The 22,358-nt window shown below is 75.2% G+C and carries 27 protein-coding genes and 1 pseudogene; 17 read left to right on the top strand and 11 right to left on the bottom strand.

Annotated features, from left to right (window positions below):
* Positions 1-117: 117 nt before the first annotated feature.
* Both ACI784_RS13535 and ACI784_RS13530 read left to right on the top strand, forming a co-directional pair.
* Entirely contained in the window at positions 118-702 is a 585-nt protein-coding gene (locus tag ACI784_RS13535; RefSeq protein ID WP_457013820.1) for a universal stress protein, read from the top strand.
* Between the two features lie 59 nt (positions 703-761).
* The gene (locus ACI784_RS13530) at positions 762-2,420 is read left to right on the top strand and encodes a GAF domain-containing protein (RefSeq protein ID WP_456922348.1); all 1,659 of its coding nucleotides are present in this window, start codon (positions 762-764) and stop codon (positions 2,418-2,420) included.
* 15 nt (positions 2,421-2,435) lie between these two features.
* On the opposite strand, the gene ACI784_RS13525 is transcribed toward ACI784_RS13530, so the two are convergent.
* The 3 genes from ACI784_RS13525 to ACI784_RS13515 form a co-directional block, all read right to left on the bottom strand.
* The gene (locus tag ACI784_RS13525; RefSeq protein ID WP_456922347.1) at positions 2,436-3,095 is read right to left on the bottom strand and encodes a response regulator; all 660 of its coding nucleotides are present in this window, start codon (positions 3,093-3,095) and stop codon (positions 2,436-2,438) included.
* 80 nt (positions 3,096-3,175) lie between these two features.
* Positions 3,176-4,204, bottom strand: coding sequence for a type III polyketide synthase (locus ACI784_RS13520; RefSeq protein WP_457013819.1), 1,029 nt, complete (start codon positions 4,202-4,204; stop codon positions 3,176-3,178).
* Positions 4,205-4,348: 144 nt separating this feature from the next.
* Positions 4,349-5,050 carry a methyltransferase domain-containing protein gene (locus ACI784_RS13515; protein ID WP_456922345.1) on the bottom strand — a complete coding sequence of 234 codons (702 nt, stop codon included), beginning with the start codon at positions 5,048-5,050 and terminating at the stop codon, positions 4,349-4,351.
* 122 nt (positions 5,051-5,172) lie between these two features.
* On the opposite strand from ACI784_RS13515, the gene ACI784_RS13510 reads away from it, so the two are divergent.
* The 7 genes from ACI784_RS13510 (at position 5,173) to ACI784_RS13480 (ending at position 9,435) form a co-directional block, all read left to right on the top strand.
* The gene (locus ACI784_RS13510) at positions 5,173-5,670 is read left to right on the top strand and encodes a DUF6328 family protein (RefSeq protein ID WP_457013818.1); all 498 of its coding nucleotides are present in this window, start codon (positions 5,173-5,175) and stop codon (positions 5,668-5,670) included.
* 49 nt (positions 5,671-5,719) lie between these two features.
* Positions 5,720-6,646, top strand: a complete 927-nt coding sequence (locus tag ACI784_RS13505) for a ribokinase (RefSeq protein WP_457013817.1) — start codon at positions 5,720-5,722, stop codon at positions 6,644-6,646.
* A gap of 61 nt (positions 6,647-6,707) precedes the next feature.
* On the top strand, positions 6,708-6,854 hold the full coding sequence (locus ACI784_RS13500) for a hypothetical protein (RefSeq protein WP_456922342.1): 147 nt from the start codon (positions 6,708-6,710) through the stop codon (positions 6,852-6,854).
* A gap of 42 nt (positions 6,855-6,896) precedes the next feature.
* Positions 6,897-7,937: a TIGR03617 family F420-dependent LLM class oxidoreductase gene (locus ACI784_RS13495; protein ID WP_457013816.1), complete on the top strand. Its 1,041-nt coding sequence runs from the start codon at positions 6,897-6,899 to the stop codon at positions 7,935-7,937.
* 75 nt (positions 7,938-8,012) lie between these two features.
* Positions 8,013-8,153, top strand: a complete 141-nt coding sequence (locus tag ACI784_RS13490; RefSeq protein ID WP_456922340.1) for a hypothetical protein — start codon at positions 8,013-8,015, stop codon at positions 8,151-8,153.
* Between the two features lie 172 nt (positions 8,154-8,325).
* The gene (locus ACI784_RS13485; RefSeq protein WP_457013815.1) at positions 8,326-8,952 is read left to right on the top strand and encodes a TetR/AcrR family transcriptional regulator; all 627 of its coding nucleotides are present in this window, start codon (positions 8,326-8,328) and stop codon (positions 8,950-8,952) included.
* Between the two features lie 57 nt (positions 8,953-9,009).
* On the top strand, positions 9,010-9,435 hold the full coding sequence (locus ACI784_RS13480) for a hypothetical protein (protein ID WP_457013814.1): 426 nt from the start codon (positions 9,010-9,012) through the stop codon (positions 9,433-9,435).
* 97 nt (positions 9,436-9,532) lie between these two features.
* On the opposite strand, the gene ACI784_RS13475 is transcribed toward ACI784_RS13480, so the two are convergent.
* Together ACI784_RS13475 and ACI784_RS13470 are read right to left on the bottom strand one after the other, a co-directional pair.
* Complete coding sequence (locus tag ACI784_RS13475; protein WP_457013813.1) at positions 9,533-10,927, bottom strand: amidase; 1,395 nt, start codon at positions 10,925-10,927, stop codon at positions 9,533-9,535.
* A 2-nt stretch (positions 10,928-10,929) separates the two neighbouring features.
* Complete coding sequence (locus ACI784_RS13470; protein WP_457013812.1) at positions 10,930-11,130, bottom strand: hypothetical protein; 201 nt, start codon at positions 11,128-11,130, stop codon at positions 10,930-10,932.
* Positions 11,131-11,343: 213 nt separating this feature from the next.
* Between ACI784_RS13470 and ACI784_RS13465 the strand changes: the two genes are divergently transcribed.
* Positions 11,344-11,508, top strand: a complete 165-nt coding sequence (locus ACI784_RS13465; protein WP_457013850.1) for a hypothetical protein — start codon at positions 11,344-11,346, stop codon at positions 11,506-11,508.
* 33 nt (positions 11,509-11,541) lie between these two features.
* Positions 11,542-11,913 (top strand): lipopolysaccharide assembly protein LapA domain-containing protein, encoded by a 372-nt coding sequence (locus ACI784_RS13460; RefSeq protein ID WP_457013811.1) that lies wholly within the window; start codon positions 11,542-11,544, stop codon positions 11,911-11,913.
* 10 nt (positions 11,914-11,923) lie between these two features.
* On the opposite strand, the gene ACI784_RS13455 is transcribed toward ACI784_RS13460, so the two are convergent.
* The 3 genes and pseudogenes from ACI784_RS13455 to ACI784_RS13445 all read right to left on the bottom strand — a co-directional run bounded on the left by ACI784_RS13455 (position 11,924) and on the right by ACI784_RS13445 (position 13,356).
* Positions 11,924-12,124 carry a hypothetical protein gene (locus ACI784_RS13455; protein ID WP_457013810.1) on the bottom strand — a complete coding sequence of 67 codons (201 nt, stop codon included), beginning with the start codon at positions 12,122-12,124 and terminating at the stop codon, positions 11,924-11,926.
* Positions 12,125-12,194: 70 nt separating this feature from the next.
* Positions 12,195-12,530: pseudogene (locus tag ACI784_RS13450) on the bottom strand (DUF2182 domain-containing protein); the annotation flags it as partial.
* A gap of 226 nt (positions 12,531-12,756) precedes the next feature.
* Positions 12,757-13,356, bottom strand: coding sequence for a DUF1326 domain-containing protein (locus tag ACI784_RS13445; RefSeq protein WP_457013809.1), 600 nt, complete (start codon positions 13,354-13,356; stop codon positions 12,757-12,759).
* A gap of 180 nt (positions 13,357-13,536) precedes the next feature.
* Between ACI784_RS13445 and ACI784_RS13440 the strand changes: the two genes are divergently transcribed.
* The 3 genes from ACI784_RS13440 to ACI784_RS13430 all read left to right on the top strand — a co-directional run bounded on the left by ACI784_RS13440 (position 13,537) and on the right by ACI784_RS13430 (position 15,980).
* Entirely contained in the window at positions 13,537-15,375 is a 1,839-nt protein-coding gene (locus ACI784_RS13440) for an acyl-CoA dehydrogenase (protein WP_457013808.1), read from the top strand.
* A gap of 173 nt (positions 15,376-15,548) precedes the next feature.
* The gene (locus ACI784_RS13435) at positions 15,549-15,764 is read left to right on the top strand and encodes a hypothetical protein (RefSeq protein ID WP_456922331.1); all 216 of its coding nucleotides are present in this window, start codon (positions 15,549-15,551) and stop codon (positions 15,762-15,764) included.
* Positions 15,765-15,788: 24 nt separating this feature from the next.
* A complete protein-coding gene (locus ACI784_RS13430) occupies positions 15,789-15,980 on the top strand; it encodes a hypothetical protein (protein ID WP_456922330.1) in 192 nt (63 codons plus the stop codon).
* A gap of 61 nt (positions 15,981-16,041) precedes the next feature.
* Here ACI784_RS13430 and ACI784_RS13425 read toward each other — a convergent pair whose 3' ends face one another.
* Positions 16,042-17,415 (bottom strand): MFS transporter, encoded by a 1,374-nt coding sequence (locus tag ACI784_RS13425; protein WP_456922329.1) that lies wholly within the window; start codon positions 17,413-17,415, stop codon positions 16,042-16,044.
* A gap of 95 nt (positions 17,416-17,510) precedes the next feature.
* Between ACI784_RS13425 and ACI784_RS13420 the strand changes: the two genes are divergently transcribed.
* Complete coding sequence (locus ACI784_RS13420) at positions 17,511-18,266, top strand: 3-hydroxybutyrate dehydrogenase (protein ID WP_456922328.1); 756 nt, start codon at positions 17,511-17,513, stop codon at positions 18,264-18,266.
* A gap of 16 nt (positions 18,267-18,282) precedes the next feature.
* Here the strand turns inward: ACI784_RS13420 and ACI784_RS13415 are convergent, their stop codons facing one another.
* Positions 18,283-18,447, bottom strand: coding sequence for a hypothetical protein (locus tag ACI784_RS13415; protein ID WP_456922327.1), 165 nt, complete (start codon positions 18,445-18,447; stop codon positions 18,283-18,285).
* 67 nt (positions 18,448-18,514) lie between these two features.
* Here ACI784_RS13415 and ACI784_RS13410 point away from each other — a divergent pair, with 67 nt between their 5' ends.
* Together ACI784_RS13410 and ACI784_RS13405 are read left to right on the top strand one after the other, a co-directional pair.
* Positions 18,515-19,441, top strand: coding sequence for a 3-methyladenine DNA glycosylase (locus ACI784_RS13410; protein WP_457013807.1), 927 nt, complete (start codon positions 18,515-18,517; stop codon positions 19,439-19,441).
* Positions 19,438-20,268 carry a tyrosine-protein phosphatase gene (locus tag ACI784_RS13405; RefSeq protein WP_456922325.1) on the top strand — a complete coding sequence of 277 codons (831 nt, stop codon included), beginning with the start codon at positions 19,438-19,440 and terminating at the stop codon, positions 20,266-20,268. Before ACI784_RS13410 ends, ACI784_RS13405 begins: the two co-directional genes overlap by 4 nt.
* Positions 20,269-20,271: 3 nt before the next feature.
* Here the strand turns inward: ACI784_RS13405 and ACI784_RS13400 are convergent, their stop codons facing one another.
* Entirely contained in the window at positions 20,272-22,332 is a 2,061-nt protein-coding gene (locus tag ACI784_RS13400; protein ID WP_457013806.1) for a diguanylate cyclase domain-containing protein, read from the bottom strand.
* Positions 22,333-22,358: the final 26 nt, after the last annotated feature.

The following is a 22,358-nucleotide window of genomic DNA, read 5'->3' as shown; positions in this document are numbered from 1 at the left end:
GTGCGCAGTGGCACGCGCGATCGGGATCCGGAACGGTGTCGGTACTCCTCCTCCCCGGCGGACACCGGGTCCTTGGGCCCTGCCGCGGGGCTGCGCCCGCCGGACACCATGCCCGGCATGACCGACGCGCACCGGTTCAGCAGCGAGCCGGAGGAGCCGGACACGGTGGCCCGTGCGGCCGACCGGCGGTCGGACGACGGCGCCCTGCGCGCCCTGGGAGACGACGAGATGCCGACTGGCACCGTGCCGGAGCAGCCCGACACCGCGAGTCCGGCCGTCGAGCCCACGCGGCTGACGCCGCTGCTGCCGCGACGGCAGAACCCGTGGCTGGTGGTCGACGTCGACGGCTCGGCCGCCGGCTACGGCGCGCTGGTGTGGGCGCTGCGGGAGGCCGCCCGCCGGGAGGCCACGGTGGTGGCGGTCAGCGTCCTGGAGGAGGCCGACCCCGACCCGCTGGCCGGCCTGGGCCGCCGCGACCCCTCGCCCGCCCTCGAACGCCTGGAGGCGGTGGTGCTGCGGGCGATCGCCGAGACCGGCGTGGTCGGGCGGACCCGCACCGCGGTGCTGGAGCGCCCGGTGTTCGAGGCCCTCACCAGCGCGGCCCGCGGCGCCGACCTCGTCGTCGTCAGCGCGCACGGCAAGTCGCTGCTGCGCCACGCGGTCCCCCGCCCGCACTCCCGGCGCCTGGCCCGCGGAGCGTGACCGGCGGCACCCATCCCCGCAGTGACGCTCCCTCCTCCGAGACCCTCGCCGGCCGGGCCGTGACCCCGCCCGACCCCGAGGGTCCCGACGACCGGGGCCCCGTCCCGGTACTCGCGGCCGGTGTACGCGCGGCCGCGACGAGCGACCACGTCGAGTCGACGCTGCGCGGAGTCGTGAGCGCGGCGATCGAGCGCGTGCAGGCCGCCTACGGCGCCCTCGGCGTGGTCGACCGCGCCGGCACCGGCTTCGAGCGGTTCGTCGTCGTCGGCATGGACGCCGCGGACCGGGAGCGGATCGGCCGGCTACCCACGGGCGAGGGCGTGCTCGGGGTGATGATCGGCGCCTCGGACCCGCTGCGGCTCGAGGACCTCACCGTCCACCCGGAGGCGGTCGGCTTCCCGCCCGGCCACCCGCCGATGCACACCTTCCTGGCGTTGCCGATCCGCGCGGCGGGCCGGGCGTTCGCCGTCCTCTACCTGACCGAGAAGCGCCCCGGGGGCCCCTTCACCGACGCCGACGAACGGGCCGCCCTGGCGCTGGCCGCGACGGCCGGGCTGGCCATCGAGAACGCCCTGCTGGTGGAGCGTGCCGAGCACCGGCGGGCGTGGGCCCAGGCCGGCAGCAGCATCGCCACCGCCCTGCTCTCCGGGGCCGACCCCGACACCGTGCTCCACGCCATCGCCGAGCGGGTCGCCGCCCTGGCCTCCGCCGACGTCGCCGGGGTCCTGGCGCCCAGCCCGGACGACGAGGACGTCCTGATCGTCGTCTCCGCCTTCGGCCTGGAGAGCGAGGACCTGGAGGGCGTGCGGCTGCCCCTGGCCGACACGCAGCTGGGCGCCGCGCACCGGTCCGGCGTCCCTCGTCTCATCTCCGACGTGAGCGCCGCGGCGCCCGGCGGGCGGCGGGCACCGGTGCTGGGAGAGATCGCCGTCGACTACGGCCCCACGCTGTTCATCCCGCTGGGCGGGCGCCCGCCCCTGGGCACGGTGGTCGCGATGCGACGCAAGGGCGGCATGCCGTTCGAGCCCGACACCCTGGAGCTCGCCTCGGCCTTCGCCGCCCAGGCGGCCGTCGCGCTGCAGCTGGCCCGCAGCCAGCAGCGGGAGCGCCGGCTGCAGGTCGAGGCCGACCGCGACCGGATCGCCCGGGACCTGCACGACCACGTCGTCCAGCGGATCTTCGCGACGGGCCTCGCGCTGGACCGGATCAGCCGGTCCCTGCAGACCGACCACCCGGAGGCGGCCGCCCGGCTGGCGGAGCGGGTCGACGAGCTGGACGGGACGATCGCCCGCATCCGCTCGGCGATCTTCGAGCTGCACCAGCCGGAGGACGACTCGCCGGACGCCGTCCGCACCCGCCTGGCCGACGTCGTCCGCTCCATCACCGGCGGGCACGGGCTGCGGCCCGACGTCCGCCTCCGCGGCCTCGACGAGCTGCCGGGGAGCCTGGTGCCCGACGTCGTCGCCGTCGTCCGTGAGCTGGTGACCAACGTGGTCAAGCACGCGCGGGCGACCCGGGTGATGGTGCTGGTGAGCGTGGAGTCGGACGTGCGGGTCGTGGTCACCGACAACGGCATCGGGCTGCCGCCGGTCACCGTGCGCAGCGGCCTGACCAACGTCGCCGACCGCGCCGAGCGGCACGGGGGCCGCCTGACGACCTCGACCGGCCCGTCGGGGACGGAGTTCCGCTGGACGGTGCCGCTGCCGCCGCAGCGCTGAGCGGCCGCCCGGCGCTCAGCTGCCGCCGGGGCGGTCGCGCAGCTCCGTGGCGAGGATGGCGGCCTGGGTGCGGCGCTCCAGGCCCAGCTTTGCCAGCAGGTGGCTGGTGTAGTTCTTGACCGTCTTCTCCGCCAGGCCCATCCGCTCGCCGATCTGCCGGTTGGTCAGGCCCTCCCCGATCAGCCGCAGCACCGTGCGCTCCTGCTCGGTCAGCACCGCCAGCCGGCGGTCGCGCTCCACCGGCCGGCTGCGGGCGGCCACCGCCACCGCGGGGTCCTGGTCGAACAGCGTGCCGCCGGAGGCGACGGTGCGGACCGCGGACACCAGCGCCGAGCCGCGCACCTGCTTGAGCAGGTAACCGGCCGCCCCGGCGGCCACCGCGGCGGCGACCGCGTCGTCGTCGGAGTAGCTGGTCAGCACCAGGCAGCGCTGGTCGGGGACGCGGTCGCGCAGCAGCCGGCACACCTCGGCGCCGTCGCCGTCGGGCAGCCGCATGTCGACCACGGTGACGTCCGGCCGCACGGCGGGCACCCGCGCGAGGGCCTCGGCGACCGAGCCGGCCTCGCCCACCACCCGGATCGCCGGATCCTCCTCCAGCAGTTCGGCCACCCCTCGCCGGACGACCTCGTGGTCGTCGACGAGGAAGACGCGCACCTCGGTGGGTTCCTCCCCCATGCGGCCGCCCCCTCCGGTGTGAGCCAGCGCACAGAGCCTAGGGGGCGCGACGACCGTCGGCACGCCGCCTGCACACCGCGTCAGGCCGGCAGCAGCAGGGCGGCGTACAGGGTCAGCCCCGGCCCGAACGCCATGGCGACCACCGGGCCGTCGACGTCCCCGAGCTCGTCGAGCACGAGCAGGACGGTGGCCGAGGAGCAGTTGCCGTGCTCGGCCAGCACCCGCCGGGAAGCCGCGAGCTGGACCTCGGCCAGGCCGAGCTCGTCGCGGACGACGTCCAGGATGCGCGGTCCACCGGGGTGCACCGCCCACCCGGCGACGTCCTCCACCCGCAGCCCCGCGGCGGTGAGCAGCTCGTCGACGACGTCCCCGACGTGGCGGGCCAGCACCTCGGGCACCCGCGGCGACAGCCCCATGCGGAACCCGAGGTCGGTGACGTCCCAGGTCATGTGGTCGGCGGTGGAGGCGTCGGTGCGCGCGACGATGCCGGCCAGGCGGCGCCCGCGCCGGGCCCCGGGCTGGACGACGACCGCGGCCGCGGCGTCGGAGAACAGCGCGTGCGCGACGACCTGCTCGAGGTCGGCCTGGGCCGGCTGCACGTGCAGGCTGGTGAGCTCGCAGCACAGCAGCACCGCCGGGCGGGACCGGGCCGTCACGAAGTCCGCGACGGCGGCCAGCCCCGGGATCGCCGCGTAGCAACCCATGTGGCCGACGAGCAGCCGCTGCAGGCCCGCGGGCATGCCCAGGTCGCCGGCGAGGCGGATGTCCAGGCCGGGCGTGGCGTACCCGGTGCAGGTGGCGACCGCGAACAGCCCGACCTCGCCCGGCGGCAGCCCGGCGGCGTCCAGGGCACCGGCCACGGCCTGCTTGCCGAGTGGGAGCGCCTCCTCCACGTAGCGCTGCATGCGGGCGCCGGTGCCCCAGCTGCTGAGGTCCTCGTCCAGCGGGTTGGCCACCGCGTGTCGGCGGCGCACGCCCGAGGAGCTGAAGATCCGCCGGGCCGCGCGCAGCCCGGCGTAGTGCTCGGCGAAGAAGCCGTCCCAGACCGCGTCCTGGTCGATCGTGGTGGGGAGGGCGGCTCCGGCGCCGGTGACCACGGCGGCGCTCACCGGGCCACCTCGCCGGCGCTGCCGGGCCGCGACGGAGAGGCGTCCACGGGGCTGCTGGACGGCTCGGCTGCGGGTGCCGCTCCGCAGGCGCACGGGCTCGGCGTCATGCGGAGACGGTACGGCCGAGCAGGGGCTGCCGCCGCATCAGCGCTTGCGCCCGTAACCGGCGAAGACGACCGCGGTGGAGCGGATCGGCTTCATCCGGACCGACCGGCGCCGGCCCAGCCGCCAGCCGACCGCCTCCCGCACCGAGGGGCGCAGACCGACCAGCCGCAGGTCCAGGCCCAGCCGGTCCGCCGCGGCCAGCAACCGGCGGCGGTCGACGAACAGCGCCGGGTCGTGCAGGCCCGGCGGCGGGCCACCGGGCAGCCGCTCGGCGACGGTCACCATGAGGAACCGCCCCAGGCGGGTCGCCGCCAGCGCGTCGATCACCAGGGTGCCGCCGGGACGCAGCAGCCGGGCGCACTCGGCGAGCACGCCGACGTCGTCCTCGACGTGCTCGAGGATCTCCCCGGCGACGACGACGTCGGCGCACCCGTTCCCGAGCGGGACGGCGTGCACCGAGCCCTGCACCGCCAGGACGCCGTGCGCCCGCGCCAACTCCAGCCCCGGCCGGCCGAGGTCGACGCCCACGTGCCGGTAGCCCAGCCGGGCCGCGTGCGGCGCCATGAGGCCTCCGCCGCACGCCAGGTCGACCAGCACCGCGCCCGGTGCCGCGGCGGGTGGGATGTGCTCGGCGCGCGACTCGGCCAGCCAGTGCAGCGCGGCGAACCCGCCCGAGGAGTCCCACCACTCGTCGGCGAGCTCGTCGTACTGGCGGGGGTCGTTGCGGGGCAGACCGCTCATGCGGGCATTCAACGGCCCTCGAGCGGATCGTGTCCCCAGCTCGTCGCCCGGCACCACAGGTCCGGGGTGTCGAGTGGGTCCCCGCGCGGTACCGCAGCGGCGTGGCGTGGAAGAGGTCGGCCGTGTCGCGGGAGCGGACCGACGTGGCCGGGGCCGCGCAGCTGCGCGGCCAGACGCCGGAGCAGGTGCTCGACCGCAACCTGGGCGAGCTGCTCCAGGAGCTGCGGGTCGCGATCACCGGCGTGCAGGTGCTGTTCGCGTTCCTGCTGACCCTGCCGTTCATGGCCCGCTTCGACGACGAGGGCCCGTTCGGCACCACGGTCTACACGATCACGCTGCTCAGCACGGCGACCGCGATCCTCGTGCTCATCGCCCCGGTGTCGTTCCACCGCACGCTCTTCCGTCAGCGACGCAAGGCCGAGCTGGTCGCCTTCGCCGACCGTGCGCTGCTCCTGGGGCTGGGGCTGCTCTTCCTCGGCATCACCAGCGCCGTCCTGCTGGTGCTCGACGTGGTGCTGGGCCGCTGGCCGGCGGTCGTCGGGTGCGCGTTCGTCGTCGTGGTGGGAGCGGTGTCCTGGTACGCCCTCCCCCTGCGCCACCGCCGGTCGGCGGCCGGGTGAGGCGGGTCTGGTAGAGCTGACCTCCCGTCCCGCTCCTGGAGGTGCACGCGTGTCGGTGACCGTCGTCGGGAGCCTCAACGAGGACGTGCTCGTCCGCGTCGGCCGCCTGCCCGGGCGGGGCGAGACCGTCATCGGCTCCGGCACCGCGCTCGCGCCCGGGGGGAAGGGCGCCAACCAGGCGGCGGCCGCGGGCCGGCTCGGCACCGGGGTGGTCATGGTCGGCCGGGTCGGCGCCGACCCCGCCGGGGAGCGGCAGCTGGCGGCGCTCACCGCGGCCGGCGTCGACGCCGGGCACGTGCAGCGGACGCCGGAGGCGCCCACCGGCACCGCGACGATCCCGGTCGAGGAGGGCAGCGGGGAGAACCTCATCGTCGTCGTCCCCGGGGCCAACGCCGAGCTGCGCCCGGAGGACGTCGACGTCGACCCGGTGCGGCGGGCGCGGGTGGTCCTGCTCCAGCTGGAGGTGCCGCTGGCCACCGTGGCGGCCGCTGCGGCCGTCGCCGGCGGCACCGTCGTCCTCACCCCGGCTCCGCCCCAGCCGCTCCCGGCGGAGCTGCTCGCGCGCGTCGACGTGCTCGTGCCGAACGAGCACGAGCTGGTCGCACTGGCCGGCGCGGCACCCGGCGAGCGCGACCCGGCCGAGCTCGCCGGCCTCGCCCGCGCCCTCGGGGCGGGCACGGTCGTGGTCACCCTCGGCGCGCGCGGCGCGCTGCTCGTGCCCGCGGACGGGCCGGCGCTGCTGCAGGCCCCGCCGCCGGTCGAGCCGGTCGACACCACGGGCGCCGGGGACTGCTTCTGCGGCGCGCTCGGCATCGCGCTGGCCGACGGCGCGGCCCCGGCCGAGGCGGTCGCCCTCGCGGTCACCGCCGCCGCGCTGTCGACCACCGGTGCCGGCGCCCGGGGCGCGCTGCCCGACGCCGCGGCCGTCGCCCGGCTGCGCCCCCGGCTGCCGCCGGCAGCGCCGCTGCGGGGTTGAGCGGCCGGGTCCCCGGGCACAGGCCCGCCGAACGGGAGAGCCCCGACCGAGGAGGACGACGATGACCGATCCGGACCGCCCGCCCCGCTCCGCCGAGCGCGCCGAGGGCGACCCGCCCGGCGAGGAGTCGACCGACGGCCGCACGCCGCACCCGTCGGAGCCCGCCGAGGGCCAGGACCGGCCCGAGGAGGGCGCGGACACCCCCTGAGCGCTGGCGGGCGGGGTGGCCGGTGCGGCAGGCTGCGGGGCCGTGCTGCTCGACGCCACCCTGCCCGCCGACCTCGACGCGGTGCCCGGGGTCGCGCGCGAGCTGGAGGCGCGCGGCTGCGCCGGCGTCTGGACCTCGGAGACCGACCACGACCCCTTCCTCCCGCTGCTGGTCGCGGGCCGGGCGACCACCCGGCTGCAGGTCGGGACGGCGATCGCGGTCGCCTTCGCCCGCTCCCCGATGACGGTGGCCGCCACCGCGCACGACCTCCAGCGGTACACCCGCGGCCGCTTCGTGCTGGGCCTGGGGACGCAGGTGCGTGCGCACGTGGAGCGGCGGTTCTCGATGCCGTGGAGCACGCCGGTGCCCCGGATGCGCGAGTACGTGGCCGCGCTGCGGGCCATCTGGACCGCGTGGCAGGAGGGCACCCCGCTCCGGTTCCGGGGCGAGCACTACACGCACACCCTCATGACGCCGGTGTTCAGCCCGGAGCCGCACGAGTGGGGCGGGCCGCCGGTGCACCTGGCCGCGGTCGGGCCGGGGATGACCCGGCTGGCCGGTGAGGTCGCCGACGGCCTGTTCGCGCACCCGTTCACGACCGCCCGCTACCTGCGCGAGCGCACGCTGCCGGCGCTGGGCGAGGGGCTGACGGCGTCGGGCCGGGCGCGTACCGACGTCACCGTGGGCCTGCCGGGGTTCGTCGTCACCGGGGACACCGCGACGGAGCGGGAGGCCGCGGCCGCCGCCGTCCGGGCCCAGATCGCGTTCTACGGCAGCACCCCGGCCTACCGGCCGGTGCTGGAGCTGCACGGGTGGGAGGACCTCGCCGACGAGCTGCACTCGCTGTCGGTCGGGCGCCGGGAGGACCGGTGGACGGCGATGCGCGACCTGGTCGACGACGAGGTGCTGGACGCGTTCGCCGTGGTCGCCGACCCCGCGGACGTCGGGGCGCGGGTGCGCGAGCGGTACGACGGCCTGGTGGACCGGTTCAGCGTCAACACGGTCGCGCCGGCCCCACGCGGGGTCTGGGACTCCCTGGTCGCGGCGCTGCAGGGAGGCCCGTCGGACACGAGGAGTGACTGATCTCTCATCGTTTCGGCTTCAACTCACCGTTTCGGGTCTGTTTCCTCCGCCCGGATTGGGGGGACGCTGGGTGCCATGGAGGACACGCAGCGCGACATGCGAGTAGTTGACGAGACCCCGGCCGAGCGCCAGGCCGACGAGTCGCAGGCCCAGCAGGCCTCCGCCGTCCCCGTGGCGCGGATGCTGGCCAACCCCCGCCGGGTGCGCCGGGCCTGACCCGAACGGGGATCGGTCGGTCGCTCGACGGTCACTGATCGTCACACGCGTCCCACCGATCCCCGGGGTCCCGGCCAGCCCGGGCGTCTCTCGTCACTCACTGCAACCAACCGGCGCCGGATCCCGGCGTGCCGCGAACTGATCCGTCACGGGCTGGGGCAGCATCCCCGACGTGACCGCAGCCGCCCTCCCCCTCGCCGCCGACGACGTCTCGGTTCCCGTCCGCCGGAGCCGGGCCGAGCGGCAGGCCATCGTCCTGGACACCGCTGAGCGGCTGTTCGCGACCCGCAGCTCCCGCAGCGTGGGCATGGACGAGCTGGTCCGCGAGACGGGGCTGGGCAAGATGACGGTGTACCGGCTCTTCAAGAGCAAGGACGACCTCGTCGGGGCCTACCTGGCCCGCAAGGCGGCCACCGTGCTCGCCTCCATCGACGCCGAGCTCGTGCGCCTGGACGGCGACCCGCGGGCCGCGCTGCTGTCCGTGGTCGACACCGTCGAGCGGGACGTGACCCGCGCCGGCTTCCGCGGGTGCCCGTTCACCAACGTGAGCAGCGAGTACGACGACCCCCAGCACCCCGCGCGCAGCGCCGCCGCCGACTACAAGTTCGAGCTGCACGGGCGCCTGGAGCGCCTCGCCGACCAGCTGGTGCCCGGCGCCGGGGACGACCTCGCCGCGCAGGTCCACCTGATCATCGACGGCATGTACCTCTCCGGCGGGCTGCTGGGCCCCGACGGCCCCGCCTCGCACGGCCGCGCCCTCGCCGAGCGGCTCATCGACGCCGCCGTCGCCGCCCGCTGAGCCGCCGCGGTCGCCGGCGCGGTCGCCCACCCGCGCGGGGCACCGCAGGATGGGCCGGTGAGCACCGACCGCAGCCGGCCCGACCTCGACGACACCACGGTGGAGGGCCTCGGCAAGTTGTCCGAGGCCCTGGAGACCATCGAGCAGGCCCGCGGCCAGCTCTACGGCTTCCACCAGCACTCGGGCAAGGCGGATCTGCTCCTGCAGGACGCCGTCGAGCTGTTCCGCAAGGCCGGCCACACGCAGCTGGCCGACGACCTCGACCGTGACCTCGTCGGCCGCAACGTCATCGCCGACCGCTGGACGTTCCAGATCGTCGAGGACTACGACGCCACCTACTGGTCGGTCTTCCGGGACTTCGACGAGCGGGCCCGCACCGAGCTGGCCGGCGGCGACCGGCACGTCTACGAGGCCCGCATGAAGCAGCGCGAGCGCACGCACGGCCACCCGCACCACGAGGCCGGCCCCTCCCTCGACGAGTAGCGGGACCGCGCAACTCCGGGGAAGTCGTCGTCGTCCCGACCCGCAGGGAGACCGCCTCTCCCCCGGAGTTGCGTCGCGGCGCCGGCCGCCGGGCCGGCTACGGCAGCGGTGCGATCCGGCCGACGACGTCGGTGGCCGCCTCGTAGGCGGTGCCGACGTCGAGCAGCGTGAGCTCGTCGAAGGGCCGCCCCGTGAGCTGCATGCCCAGGGGCAGTCCGGCGGCGTCGAACCCGGTCGGCAGCGCGATCGTGGGCAGGCCGGTGAGGTTGGCCGGGGAGGTGAGCCGCACCATCGCCAGGTCGACGGCCTCGGTGGTGCCGTCGGCCCAGGTCACGTCCATCTGGTCGACCAGCGGGGCGGGGAAGGGCTGCACCGGGGCGACGACGACGTCGACGTCGCGGAACAGCTCGGCCCAGGCCCGCTGGATCAGCGTGCGCACCCGCAGCGCCTTGATGTAGTCGGTGGCCAGCACCAGCTCGCCCACCTCGAGCTGCATGCGGGTCTCCGGGCGGTAGAGCTCGGCCTTCGTGCGCAGCGCCTCCTGGTGGTAGGCGGCGGCCTCGGGGAGCACGATGCCCCACTCCGCGGCCAGCACCTGGTCCGGGTACGGGATGGTCACCTCGCGGACCTCGGCCCCCAGGCCCTCCAGCACCTCGACCGCCGCCCGCACCGAGGCCTCGACGTCCGGCTGCACGTGGTCGAAGAAGTAGTTGGCGGGCACGCCGATCCGCAGGCCCCGCACGTCGCCGGTGGTGCCGGCCGCGTAGCCGGGCACCGGCACGTCGACCGAGGCCGGGTCCAGCGGGTCGTGCCCGGCGATGGCGTCGAGCACCAGGGCGGCGTCCCGCACGTTGCGGGTGAGCGGGCCGACGTGGTCCAGCGACCACGACAGGGAGGCCACCCCGCGCCGCGACGTCCGCCCGTAGGTCGGCTTGAGCCCCACCGTGCCGCACAGGTTCGCCGGGATGCGGATCGAGCCGGCCGTGTCGGTGCCCATGCCGACCAGGCAGGAGCCTGCGGCGACCGCGGCCCCGGAGCCGCCGCTGGACCCGCCGGGGATGCGGGTGGTGTCCCACGGGTTCCGGGTGGTGTGGGTGCGCCCGCCGTAGGCGAACTCGTGCGTGTGGGTCTTGCCGACCATGACCATCCCGGCCCCGAGCAGCCGCTGGACGGCGACGGCGTCGGTGTCGGGCACGTGGCCCTCGCGCACCTTCGAGCTCGACGTCGACGGGATGCCGGCGGTGTCGTAGAGGTCCTTGACGCCCAGCGGGATGCCGTGGAGCGGCCCGCGGTAGCCGCCGGCGGCGATCTCCTTCTCGGCGGTCCGCGCCTGGTCCCGCGCGAGGTCCGCGCAGACGTGGGCGAACGCGTTGATCGCGGGCTCGGTGGCCTCGATGCGGTCGAGCACCGAGTCGGTGAGCTCCACCGGGGACAGCCGGCCGGCCTCGATCTCCCCGGCCGCGGCGGTCAGCGACAGCTCGCAGGGCTGCACGGTCAGCCCTCCCAGCGGGCGTCGAAGGCGGTGGCCGGCGGGGTCTCCCCCAGCGGGACGTCGTCCAGCCGGTCGATGAGGGCGTACATCTCGCCCAGGACGGCGCCGACCGCCTCGTGCCGGTCGGCGGCGAGGTCGAGGCGGGCGCCGCGGGCGGCGTGCGCCGTCGCCTCGGCGGAGAAGGAACGCGGGGTGGGTGTCACGGGCAGCTCCCGGGCTCGAGGGATCGTCCCAGCAGTCTGCCGCCCCGCGCGCCCCGGACCCTGCCTACCTGTGACGTCGTCGGCCGCACCGCCGGCGTTCCCCGTGCGTTGCCGGTCCTGCACCACCCGCAGTGCACGAGGTGGACCGGCAGTGCGCAGCGCCGGCCCACCGCTGCGGTCGCCGTACGGCTGTCGCCACCGGAGACTCGGGGCGTGACGATGCCCGAGCCCTCCGAGGACCGCGACGCCCAGCCCCTCGGCGCGGAGGTCGCCCCGCCGGCCGACCCGGAGTCCCAGGGCGGCAGCGAGGACTCCGCCTCCGGGGTCGCCGGCCCGAGCTACCCCCCGGCGGAGAGCGAGCCCGACGCCGGGCGGTGACGTACACCGGGGGACGGCGGCAGACTCCTCGGCGTGACGTTCCCCGGTTCCCCCGTCGACCCCCTGGCCACCTCGACCGGGGCCGGTGCCGGCACGCCGGGCACCAGCTCCGGGACCACCGGCGCGCCGGGCGGCTCCCCGGCGCCCGCCGCTGCCGACCGCTCGACGCCCGCGCGCAGCACCGGCCGGACCATCGGGCGCACGCTGGCGCTGGCCCTCCTGCTGTTCGTCACCGTCATCCTGGTGCTGTTCGTCGTCTTCAACACCCAGACCGTCGACGTGAGCCTCGTCTTCGGCAACGTCGACGCCCCGCTGGTCGTGGCGCTGCTCCTCGCCGCCGTCCTCGGCGGGCTGGTGGGGTGGCTGAGCAGCCTTGTGCTGCGCGCCCGGCGGCGCAACCGCTGACCGGCCGGCGTCAGGAGCCCATGGCCGGCATCTCGCCGGCCATGTCGCCGCCGGGCACGGTGAGGGCCGGGACCACGTCGGGGGCGGCGAGCACCAGCACGCCGAGGGCGAGCAGCAGGGCCGCCGTCCCGTAGGTCGCCGTCCGGCGCCACGGCAGGGTCTTCTCGATCGCGATCAGGCCGGCGACCACCGCCATCCACACGACGCTCATGACCCCCCAGGGCGAACAGCGAGGCCATCAGCGCCCAGCAGCAGCCGACGCACCAGGCGCCGTTCTTCGCGCCCATGCGGAGCGCTCCCGACCGCCCCTCCCGCCACGAGCCGAGCAGGAAGCCGAGCGGGCTCCGGCACTTCCCGAGGCAGACGTCCTTGAGCGGGGTCAGCTCGTAGACGGCCGCGACGACGAGCGTGGCGCCCGCGACCCACCGACCCGCGCGGTCGAAGGCGAGCACGTCGCCCAGGAGCCGGTCCAGGGCGGTCAGGAGTCCGAACGCCACCAGGCCGGCGGCGGCCCACGTGAGCAGGTAGCCCGCCGTGATCAGCAGGGGCGAGAGCGGGGACCGCTGCCGGGTCATGCGCGAGTACGGGGCGACGGTCGGTGCGACCGACGGGAACATCATCGCGGCCATCATCACGACCCAGACCGCGAGGAACCAGCCCAGCGTCCCCAGACCGGTCCAGGGCCCGTCGTCCATGCCCCGCATCTGCCGGACCGTCCACCACCAGCCGACGCCGGCGAGGGCGAACAGCACGGCGACGAGCCCGACCCGGGCGCGGACGGCGGCGAAGGCGGGCGCGAGGCCGTCGCCGGGAAGGCGTTCTCGCGCCTCGACGCTCATCGGATCAGGCGGACCAGGAGAACTCGGCGGTGGACGGGCCGGTCTTGCCCTCGTACGAGATGCCGAAGGCATCGATGCGTGACCGCGCCTCTGCCGCCACCAGGTTCGACGCGACCGGGTGGAATGCGCCGTCGAAGCGGACCGGGCGCCCGTCCTCGGACCCGAAGGGGACGATGTCCTCGATCTCGAAGTCGATCGCGTCCCCGACGCGCACGCTGTGCAGCAGACCGTCGTCGCGCATCTCGATCGCCGCCCGCTCGACACCGACGACCTCGCCCACGAGCGGGGCCATCGCCGCCATCGGGCCACCGAGCTGACCCCCGAAGACCTTGACCAGCTCGTCGAACTGCTCGTCGCTGGCCTGGTCGTCGACGAACATCCCGAGCCGCCAGTTGCCGTCGGTCATGACCTCGGGGGTGTCGATGATCAGCACCACCCTGCGGCCCCGGACGTCGGTGCCGTCGACCTCGCCCTCGCGGATGTCGAAGCCGAGCGTCGCCCGGCAGTAGTCGTACGTGGCCCCGTGGTCGAACGAGAGGTTGCAGGGGCACATCAGCTCGCAGGAGCAGGTCTCGGCGTAGCTGCCCTTCAGGCTCCATGCCATGGCAGGTCCCCCTCCACGAGGCGGCCAGTGTCCAGCCGCCCGGAGGGAGGGGGTCAACCACCTCGTGAGCGGCTCGCGGGCACCCTCCGGGTGGAGTTGCTTGCTCCGGTTACCGGCCGGTAATACCGTTTGTTACCCGCGGGTACGAACCCGTCGGTCACCGACACGGGAGCACGACACATGGGCCACTACACCGCGAACCTGCGGGACCTCGAGTTCAACCTCTTCGAGTTCCTCGACACCAAGGAGCGGTTCGGCACGGGCCCGTTCGAGCAGATGGACGCCGAGACCGCGCGCGGCGTCCTCGCCGAGATCCGCCGGCTGGCCGAGGGCCCGATCGCGGCCTCCTTCGCCGACGCCGACCGCAACCCGCCCGTCTTCGACCCGGCGACGCACTCCGTGACCCTGCCCCAGTCGTTCAAGCAGTCGGTCCAGGCCCTGCACGCCGGCGAGTGGTACCGCCTGGACCTCTCCGAGGAGCTCGGTGGCTTCGGCGCCCCCGCCGCCCTGACCTGGGGCGCCTTCGAGATGGTCCTCGGCGCCAACCCCGCGGTGTTCATGTACGGCTCCGGCCCGGCCTTCGCCCAGACGCTGTTCGACCTGGGCACCGAGGACCAGAAGCAGCTGGCCCGCCTCATGATCGACCGGGGCTGGGGCGCCACGATGGTGCTCACCGAGCCCGACGCCGGCTCCGACGTCGGCGCCGGCCGCACCAGGGCGGTGCAGCAGCCCGACGGCTCCTGGCACCTCACCGGCGTGAAGCGGTTCATCACCTCCGCCGAGCACGACCTGTCGGACAACATCGTCCACCTGGTGCTGGCCCGCCCCGAGGGCGCCGGGCCGGGCACCAAGGGCCTGTCGCTGTTCGTCGTCCCCAAGTTCCACGTGGACCTCGCGACCGGCGAGCTCGGGGAGCGCAACGGCGCCTACGTGACCAACGTCGAGAAGAAGATGGGCCTCAAGGTGTCCACCACCTGCGAGGTCACCTTCGGCGACGGCCCGGTGCCGGCGAAGGGCTGGCTCGTCGGCGACGTGCACGACGGCATCGCGCAGATGTTCAAGGTCATCGAGTACGCCCGGATGTTCGTCGGCACCAAGGCGATCGCCACCCTGTCGGCCGGCTACCAGGTGGCCCTCGACTACGCGAAGACCCGCGTCCAGGGCGCCGACCTGACCGCGACGTCGAAGGACGCACCCCGGGTCACCATCACCCACCACCCCGACGTCCGCCGCTCGCTGATGCTGCAGAAGTCCTACGCGGAGGGCATGCGCGCGCTGTACCTGTACGCCGCCAGCTTCCGCGACCAGGTGACCGAGGCCGAGGCGGCGGGGACCGCCGGCAGCGAGGCCGCCACCCTGGCCGCGCGGGTCAACGACCTGCTGCTGCCGGTGGTGAAGGGCTTCGGCTCCGAGCGGGCCACCCAGCTGCTCACCGCCGAGTCGCTGCAGACCCTGGGCGGCTCGGGCTTCCTGCAGGACTACCCGATCGAGCAGTACATCCGCGACTCCAAGATCGACACGCTCTACGAGGGCACCACCGCGATCCAGGGTCAGGACTTCTTCTTCCGCAAGATCGTGAAGGACGGCGGCGTCGCGCTCACCTGGCTCGCCACGCAGATCAAGGCCACGGTCGAGACCGGCGACGACCGGCTCAAGGAGGAGCGGGCGCTGCTGGGCGCCGCCCTCGGCGAGGTCCAGTCGATGCTCACGGCGATGTTCGGCCACCTGACCGCCGCCCAGCAGGACGTCACCAACCTCTACAAGATCGGCCAGAACACCTCCCGCCTGCTCCTGGCCACCGGCGACCTGGTCACCGCCTGGCTCCTGGTCCGCCAGGCCGAGGTGGCGCTGACCGCCCTGGCCGGCGAGGTGGGCGAGAAGGACAGGCACTTCTACGAGGGCAAGCTCGCCGCCGCCCGGTTCTTCTGCAGCCAGGTGCTGCCCCGGCTGGCCTCGGACCGGGTCGTCGTCGAGCAGACCGACAACGCCCTCATGGAGGTCGACGAGGCCGCGTTCTGAGCACTTCGTCGTCCTCCGGACGACACCGCGGCCAGGTGCCGTCCCCGACCGCCGTGGAGCCGCGGCCCGTGTCCCGGCGGCCGTCGTCCCCCCGGACGGCGGCCGCCGGTCGTTTCGGGTGCTCGGCGACGGGCAAGGCTCCGGGTGACACCGCCGTCGCACAGGAGGCCACCGTGAGCGACCCACAGGGCAGCGACCGGATCCAGCAGGACGTCCCGACCGCGTCGGGCACAGGGGACAACAGCAGCACCGGGTCCGGTTTCGACGACGTGCCCCTCACCCGCGAGGAGGCGGTGGAACGCGACGCCGCGCAGCCCGACGACCTGCCCGCCAAGGCCGACAGCGACCCGGCGCGCGCCGAGCGCGGCGGGCCCGGCGGCAGCGTCTGAGCCACGACCACCAGGAGGAACAGCATGAGCGCACCCGACCCGACCGGCTACCACGAGGGCGACGACATCTCCGACGGCCCGAGCAGCGGCAACCTCGTCGACGGCGTCCCCGGCGAGGACCGCCCCGACGGCGGCGCGCAGGACACCACGCTGACCACCGACGAGGAGGCCCAGCGCGACGACACCACGGCCCGGCCGGGCAACGCGGCGTCCTGAGCCGCCGGCTCCACCCGGGCCGGCGCGCCGCCGTGGCGGCGTGCCGGCCCGGCCCGCGTCGTCAGACCGACGTGCCGGAGCGGTCCTTCACGACGACGGCCTTGTCCGCGGCGAGGTCGCGCCGGCCCGTCTCGCCGTAGGTGGCGACGGCGAGCAGCGTGACGACCGCGCAGGCGACGATGTACAGCGCCACGGCGAACTCGTTCGGGTCGTCGAAGCTGCCCAGCAGGGCCAGGGCGATCAGCGGAGCCGGAGCGCCGGCCACCAGGGAGGCGAGCTGGGCGCCGATCGAGACGCCGGTGTAGCGCGCCTTGGTGCCGAACAGCTCCGAGAAGAACGCCGCCTGCGGCCCGTACATGGCGCCGTGGAACAGCAGCCCGACGGTGATCGCGACGACGGCGAGGAAGAAGTCGCCGGTGTCGAGCAGGCCGAAGAAGGCGAACGCCCACACCCCGACGCCCAGGGCACCGAAGAGGTAGACCGGCTTGCGGCCGATCCGGTCCGACAGCGCCCCCCACAGCGGGATGGTCACCAGGTGCACGGCCGAGGCGATGAGCACCGCGTTGAGGGCGAATGAGGAGTCCATCCCCTCGACGTTGGTCAGGTAGGTGAGGCTGAAGGCGGTCAGCAGGTAGAAGGAGACGTTCTCGGCGATCCGTGCCCCCATGGCGGTGAGCACCTCGCGCTTGTACCGGGTGAGCACGGTGACGATCGGCGCCTTCTCGGCCACCCCGCTAGCGGCGGCCTTGGCCTCGGCCTCCCGCTGGGCCTCGAGGAAGACCGGCGACTCGCTCACCGTCAGCCGCACCCACAGGCCGACCAGGATCAGCACCGCGGAGAGCAGGAACGGGATCCGCCAGCCCCAGGCCTCGAACGCCTCGTCGGACTGGAAGGTGGCCAGCAGCGCGAGGACGCCGGTGGCCAGCAGGTTGCCCGCCGGTGCGCCGGCCTGCGGCCAGGAGGCCCAGAAGCCGCGGTTCTCGGGCTTCCCGTGCTCGGAGACGATGAGGACCGCGCCGCCCCACTCGCCGCCGAGGGCGAAGCCCTGGACCAGCCGCAGCGCGATGAGCAGCACCGGCGCCAGCACGCCGACGGAGCCGTAGGTGGGCAGCAGGCCGATGCAGAAGGTGGCCCCGCCCATCATCATCAGCGAGATCACCAGCAACTTCTTGCGGCCGAGCCGGTCGCCGAAGTGGCCGAAGACGAGCGCACCCACGGGACGGGCGAAGAAGCCGACGGCGTAGGTCGCGAACGCGGCGAGGACGCCGACGAAGTCGTCCTGCTCCGGGAAGAAGAGCGGGCCGAAGACGAGCGCGGCGGCCGAGCCGTAGAGGAAGAAGTCGTACCACTCGACGGTCGTGCCGATGATGCTCGCACCGACCACCCGGGCGAAGTTCGAGCCCGAGGGTGCGGCGGACTGCGCGGGCGCGGACATGCGGTCTCCTCGTCGTGCAGTTCCGGAACGGTCGGGATCGACGCTAGGGCCCCGTGACGTGGCCCACCATCCGAGGCTGTGCCACGGTGACGGTCATGGAGGCGACGGGCACGCTGGCGGGACGACGGGCACTGGTCACGGGAGGGGCGTCGGGCATCGGCCGCGCCTGCGTGGAACGACTGGCCGCGGCAGGGGCGTCCGTCGTCGTGCTGGACCGGGACGCCCAGGCGGCGAAGGACGTGGCCGCGACGGTCGGCGGCACCGCGCTGGCCGCGGACCTGACCGACCTGGACGGCATCGACTCCCTCGACCTGGACGTCGACGTCCTGGTCAACAACGCGGGCCTCCAGCACGTCGCCCCGCTGCACGAGTTCCCCGTCGACCGGTTCTCGCTGATCATCCGGCTGATGCTCGAGGCGCCGTTCCGGCTGGTCCGCGGCGCGCTCCCGCACATGTACGGCCGCGGCTGGGGCCGGATCGTGAACGTCAGCTCGATCCACGGGTTGCGGGCCTCGGCGTACAAGAGCGCGTACGTCACCGCCAAGCACGGCCTGGAGGGGCTGTCGAAGGTCATCGCGCTGGAGGGCGCCCCGCACGGGGTCACCTCCAACTGCGTGAACCCCGCCTACGTCCGGACGCCGCTGGTGGAGGGGCAGATCGCCGACCAGGCGAAGGCACACGGGCTGAGCGAGGACGAGGTGGTGGAGCAGGTGATGCTCGCCCCGGCCGCGGTGAAGCGGCTCATCGAGCCGGCGGAGGTGGCCGAGGCGGTCGCCTACCTGTGCTCCCCCGCGGCCGCCTCGGTCACCGGCAGCTCGCTGGTCATGGACGGCGGGTGGAGCGCCCACTGACGAGGGGCGCGCCGGGTCACCCGCCGACGAAGCCGGGCGGGACGCCCTCGGTCGTCAGGTGCCGCTGCCGCCCGCACGACCGACACACCTGGTGGTCGGGCCCCTCGGCGCGTTCCCCCGGCGGGTGCCGGCGGACGTAGGCGTGGAAGCCGAACCGGCAGCGGAGTGGCTTGGTCGCCATGGGTCGAGGGTCGGCGTGGCCGCGTGAGCCGGACAGGGGCGAAGGGCTCCCCGCCTACCCTGGACGGGTGCGCCCCGAGCCCGTCCACCTGCCCCCCGAGGTCTGGCAGGAGCGGGCCCGGGTGCACGCGGAGCGGGCCGACGCGCTGACCGCCGGCCACCGCGCCCGCCGGGTGACCGGCCAGCGGCACGCGGTGGAGGACTTCCTCTACGAGTACTACGGCACCCGCCCGTCGGTGCTGCGCCGCTGGCACCCCGGCGCCGGCACCACCCTGGGGCCGTCGGACGGCGTCCCCGCTCCGCATGCGGCGTGGCGCTGGTACCGCACCGACGACGACGGGGCCGCCACCCTCGACGGGACGGCGTTCCTGGCCGACCGCGGGGACACCGTCGGCTTCGTGCACCGGCTGCTGGCCGCCACCGCCTCGCGGCCGGCCCACTCCGGCTGCTTCGGGCTGCACGAGTGGGCGATGGTCTACCGGCAGGAGCAGCACCGGCACCCGCTGCCGCTGCGGCTGGGCCAGGCCGGTACGGACGCCGTGGTGGAGGCGCACCCGGTGCGGTGCACCCACTTCGACGCCTTCCGCTTCTTCACCCCCGCGGCGGTGGGCCTCAACCAGCTCACACCCACCCGCGCGACCCAGCCGGAACTGGAGCAGCCGGGGTGCCTGCACGCGAACATGGACCTGTACAAGTGGGCCGCCAAGCTGGGTCCCGCCGTCCCCGGCGAGCTGCTGCTGGACTGCTTCGAGCTGGCCCGGGACGTGCGCGAGCTGGACATGCGCGCCTCCCCCTACGACCTGCGCGGCTACGGGCGCGCGCCGGTCCGCATCGAGACGCCGGAGGGGCGGGCGGAGTACGCCGCCGCCCAGCGCGGGTTCGCCCGTCGCGGCGCGGTCCTCCGCGAGCGGCTGCTGGGCGTCACCGCGGCGTTGCTCGCCGTCCCCGGCGGTGTCGCCGCGGCGTCCCCGGCGGGTCGTACCGTCGGGAGGTGACCACCACGCGCACCGACCGCTGGCTGCGGCTCGACGGGACGACGAACACCCGCGACCTCGGCGGCCTGCCCACGCACGACGGCGGGACGACACTGCCCGGGCGGGTGCTGCGCAGCGACAACCTGCAGACGCTGAGCGACGCCGACGTCCGCCGGCTGGTCGACCAGGTGCGGCTGACCGAGGTCATCGACCTGCGCACCACCGCCGAGGTGCTGCTCGAGGGCCGCGGCCCGCTGCGCGCGCTGCCGGGCGTCACCCACCGGCACTTCACCCTGCTGCCCGAGCGTGGGCACCACACCGACGTCTTCGCGGTGGAGGAGGCCGAGGTGCCCGACCTCCCCGCGGACTGGGCGGAGTCGCTCCTGCCGCGCCAGGTCGCCGAGCACGACGCGGACGAGCCGCCGGCGGTGCGCTCCTACCTCGGCTACCTGGCCCACCGGCCGGAGAACGTGCTGGGTGCGCTGCGCGCGCTCGCCGCGGGCACCGGGGGCGCCGCCGTGGTGCACTGCGCGGCGGGAAAGGACCGCACCGGCGTCGTGTCGATGTTCGCGCTGGCCGCGGCCGGCGTCCCCCACGAGGAGATCGTGGCCGACTACGCGCTGACCGCCGAGGTGATCGACGCCCTCGTCGCCAAGCTGGCCGCCTCGCCCACGTACGCGGAGGACATGACCCGCCGCGACGTCGCCGTCCACACGCCGCGGGCGGAGACGATGGACCGGCTGCTGTCCCTGCTCGACGACCGGCACGGCGGCCCGCTGGGCTGGCTCACCGAGCACGGCTTCGGGCCGGAGGAGCAGGCGGCGCTGCGCGCCCGGCTGCGGTCGTAGGGCTCAGCCCTCGGAGTCGTCCGCGCGGGCCCGTCCCGCGTGCTTCTCCCGGTACATCGCCGCGTCGGCGTCGCGCAGAAGCGCGTCGGGCCGGCCCCACTCCCCGCTGTGGACGGCGACCCCCACGCTGGTGCCGACGGCGACCTGGGTGCCCTCCAGCCGGAAGGTGTCGTCGAAGCAGCGCAGCACGCGGGCCACGACGCGGTCGGCGTCCTCGGGCTGGGCGAGGCCGGGCAGGAGAACGGCGAACTCGTCGCCGGAGAGCCGGCCCACGGTGTCGCCGGGGCGGACCGCCGCCCGCAGCCGGGCCGAGACCTGGCGGAGCAGTTCGTCGCCGGCGGCGTGACCGAGCGAGTCGTTGACCGCCTTGAACCGGTCGAGGTCGCAGAAGAGCACCGCCGCGTGCTGGTCGGGGCCGGTGGCGGCCAGCGCGCTGCCCAGCCGCTCGAGGAAGAGCACCCGGTTGGGCAGGCCGGTCAGCGCGTCGTGGGTGGCCTGGTGTCGGACGGTCTCCAGCAGCCGGGCCTTCTGCAGCGCCGTCGAGGCCTGGTCGCCGACGCCGCGCAGGCGGGCGAGCACGTCGCCGTCCAGACGCGCGGGGTGCCGGCCGGCCGCCCAGCCGGCGGTGGCGACGCCGAGGAAGGTGCGCCCGGCCAGGAGTGGGACGGCGACGACGTGGGTGACGCCGAGCCCGTCCAGCAGCGCGCCCAGGCCGGGGCTGCAGGCCGCGGCGTCGAGCACCAGCGGCTCCCGGTCGGTGAGCATCCCGACCAGCTCGGGGGTGTCCTCCGCGCGCAACGTGCTCGCCAGCAGGAGCTCGTCCCCGCGCCCGAGGTGCCCGGTGGCCGCCGCCGGCACGAGTGAGCCGCTCCCCGGCTCCCAGAGCAGCATGGCGCCGCTGTCGGAGCCGACGATGCGGGGCAGAGCCTCGGCGACGACGGTGCAGACCGCCGCGGCGTCCTCCGTGCCGGCCAGCTCGTGGGCCAGCGTCAGCAGCGCGCCGGCCCGGTGCGCCTCCCGGCGGGTGTCGTCGAGGGCGAGCAGCAGGTCCAGCGCGGCCGCGGCGTGGCCGGCGTAGGCGGCGAGCATGTCGCGCTCGTGCCCCAGGGCGCCGTCCCCGGGCGGGAAGACGGCCGCGAGCCGGCCGTGGGTGCGGCGGGCCGAGGCGACGTCGACCGCCACCACGTTCGGCCCCGGGGCCGCCCCGGACAGCAGCACGGCGGTGAGCGCGTCCACCTCGTCCGGCGGCAGGCCGGCGCTGTGCACCAGGCCGGGGCCGCCGGTCGGGTCGGCCACCGCGAGCACGTAGCCGGGGGCGAGCACCGCCTCCGCGGCCCGGCTGACGATGCGGTGCAGCACGGTGGCGACGTCGTCGCTGGCCACCAGGTCGGTGGCCGCGGACTGGAGGATGCGCAGCTGCCCGCGCAGCGCCTGCAGCTCGGAGGCGACCTCGGACGCCCGCCGGCGCCGGCGCCACCGCCGGCGGTGTGCCCAGGTCAGGTGGTAGACGCAGGCGGGGTGACCGTCGGACTCGCACTCGTCGTGCAGCACCTCCGCCGGGGCGTCCCCGAAGATCGTCGGCACCATGCCGATGAGGCCGCGCGCGTAGTCGCAGTCCAGCCGCGAGTGGGCGTAGCCGGGGTTCAGGGTGTAGCGGATCGTGGCGTGGCCGGGGCCGATCTCGACGATCTCCATCGTGGAGGTGGTGGAGAACTTCGCGACCGCGCGCGGCAGCTGCCGGTAGACCTGTTGCGGCGAGCCCATGGCCCGGACCACGAGGACCAGCGCGGGGTTCACCCCGTGGGCGAGCGCCTCACGCCCGACCCGGAACATGGTGTCGGGCGCACCGAGCACCTCCGTGGCGGCCACGAACAGGCGCACGCGCGTGGCGTAGCTGGTCCAGTGGGCGGCACTGGAGAGCTGCTCGGCGGTGGACGTGACCCCCGCCCGGCGCAGGACCTCCTGGACCGCGGCCTCGCCCGCGCGGGTGCGGACGTACCCGAGCAGGAGCCCGGTGGTCGCCCCGGAGGTCTCGCGGGCCTCCGGCGGCGGGACGACGCTCATCGGGCCCCCGCCGGCGGGCGGCACCC

This window comes from Geodermatophilus sp. SYSU D01186, assembly GCF_054050215.1.
Note: the sequence above shows the minus strand (reverse complement) of the source record. Positions and strands in the feature narration are given on the sequence as shown.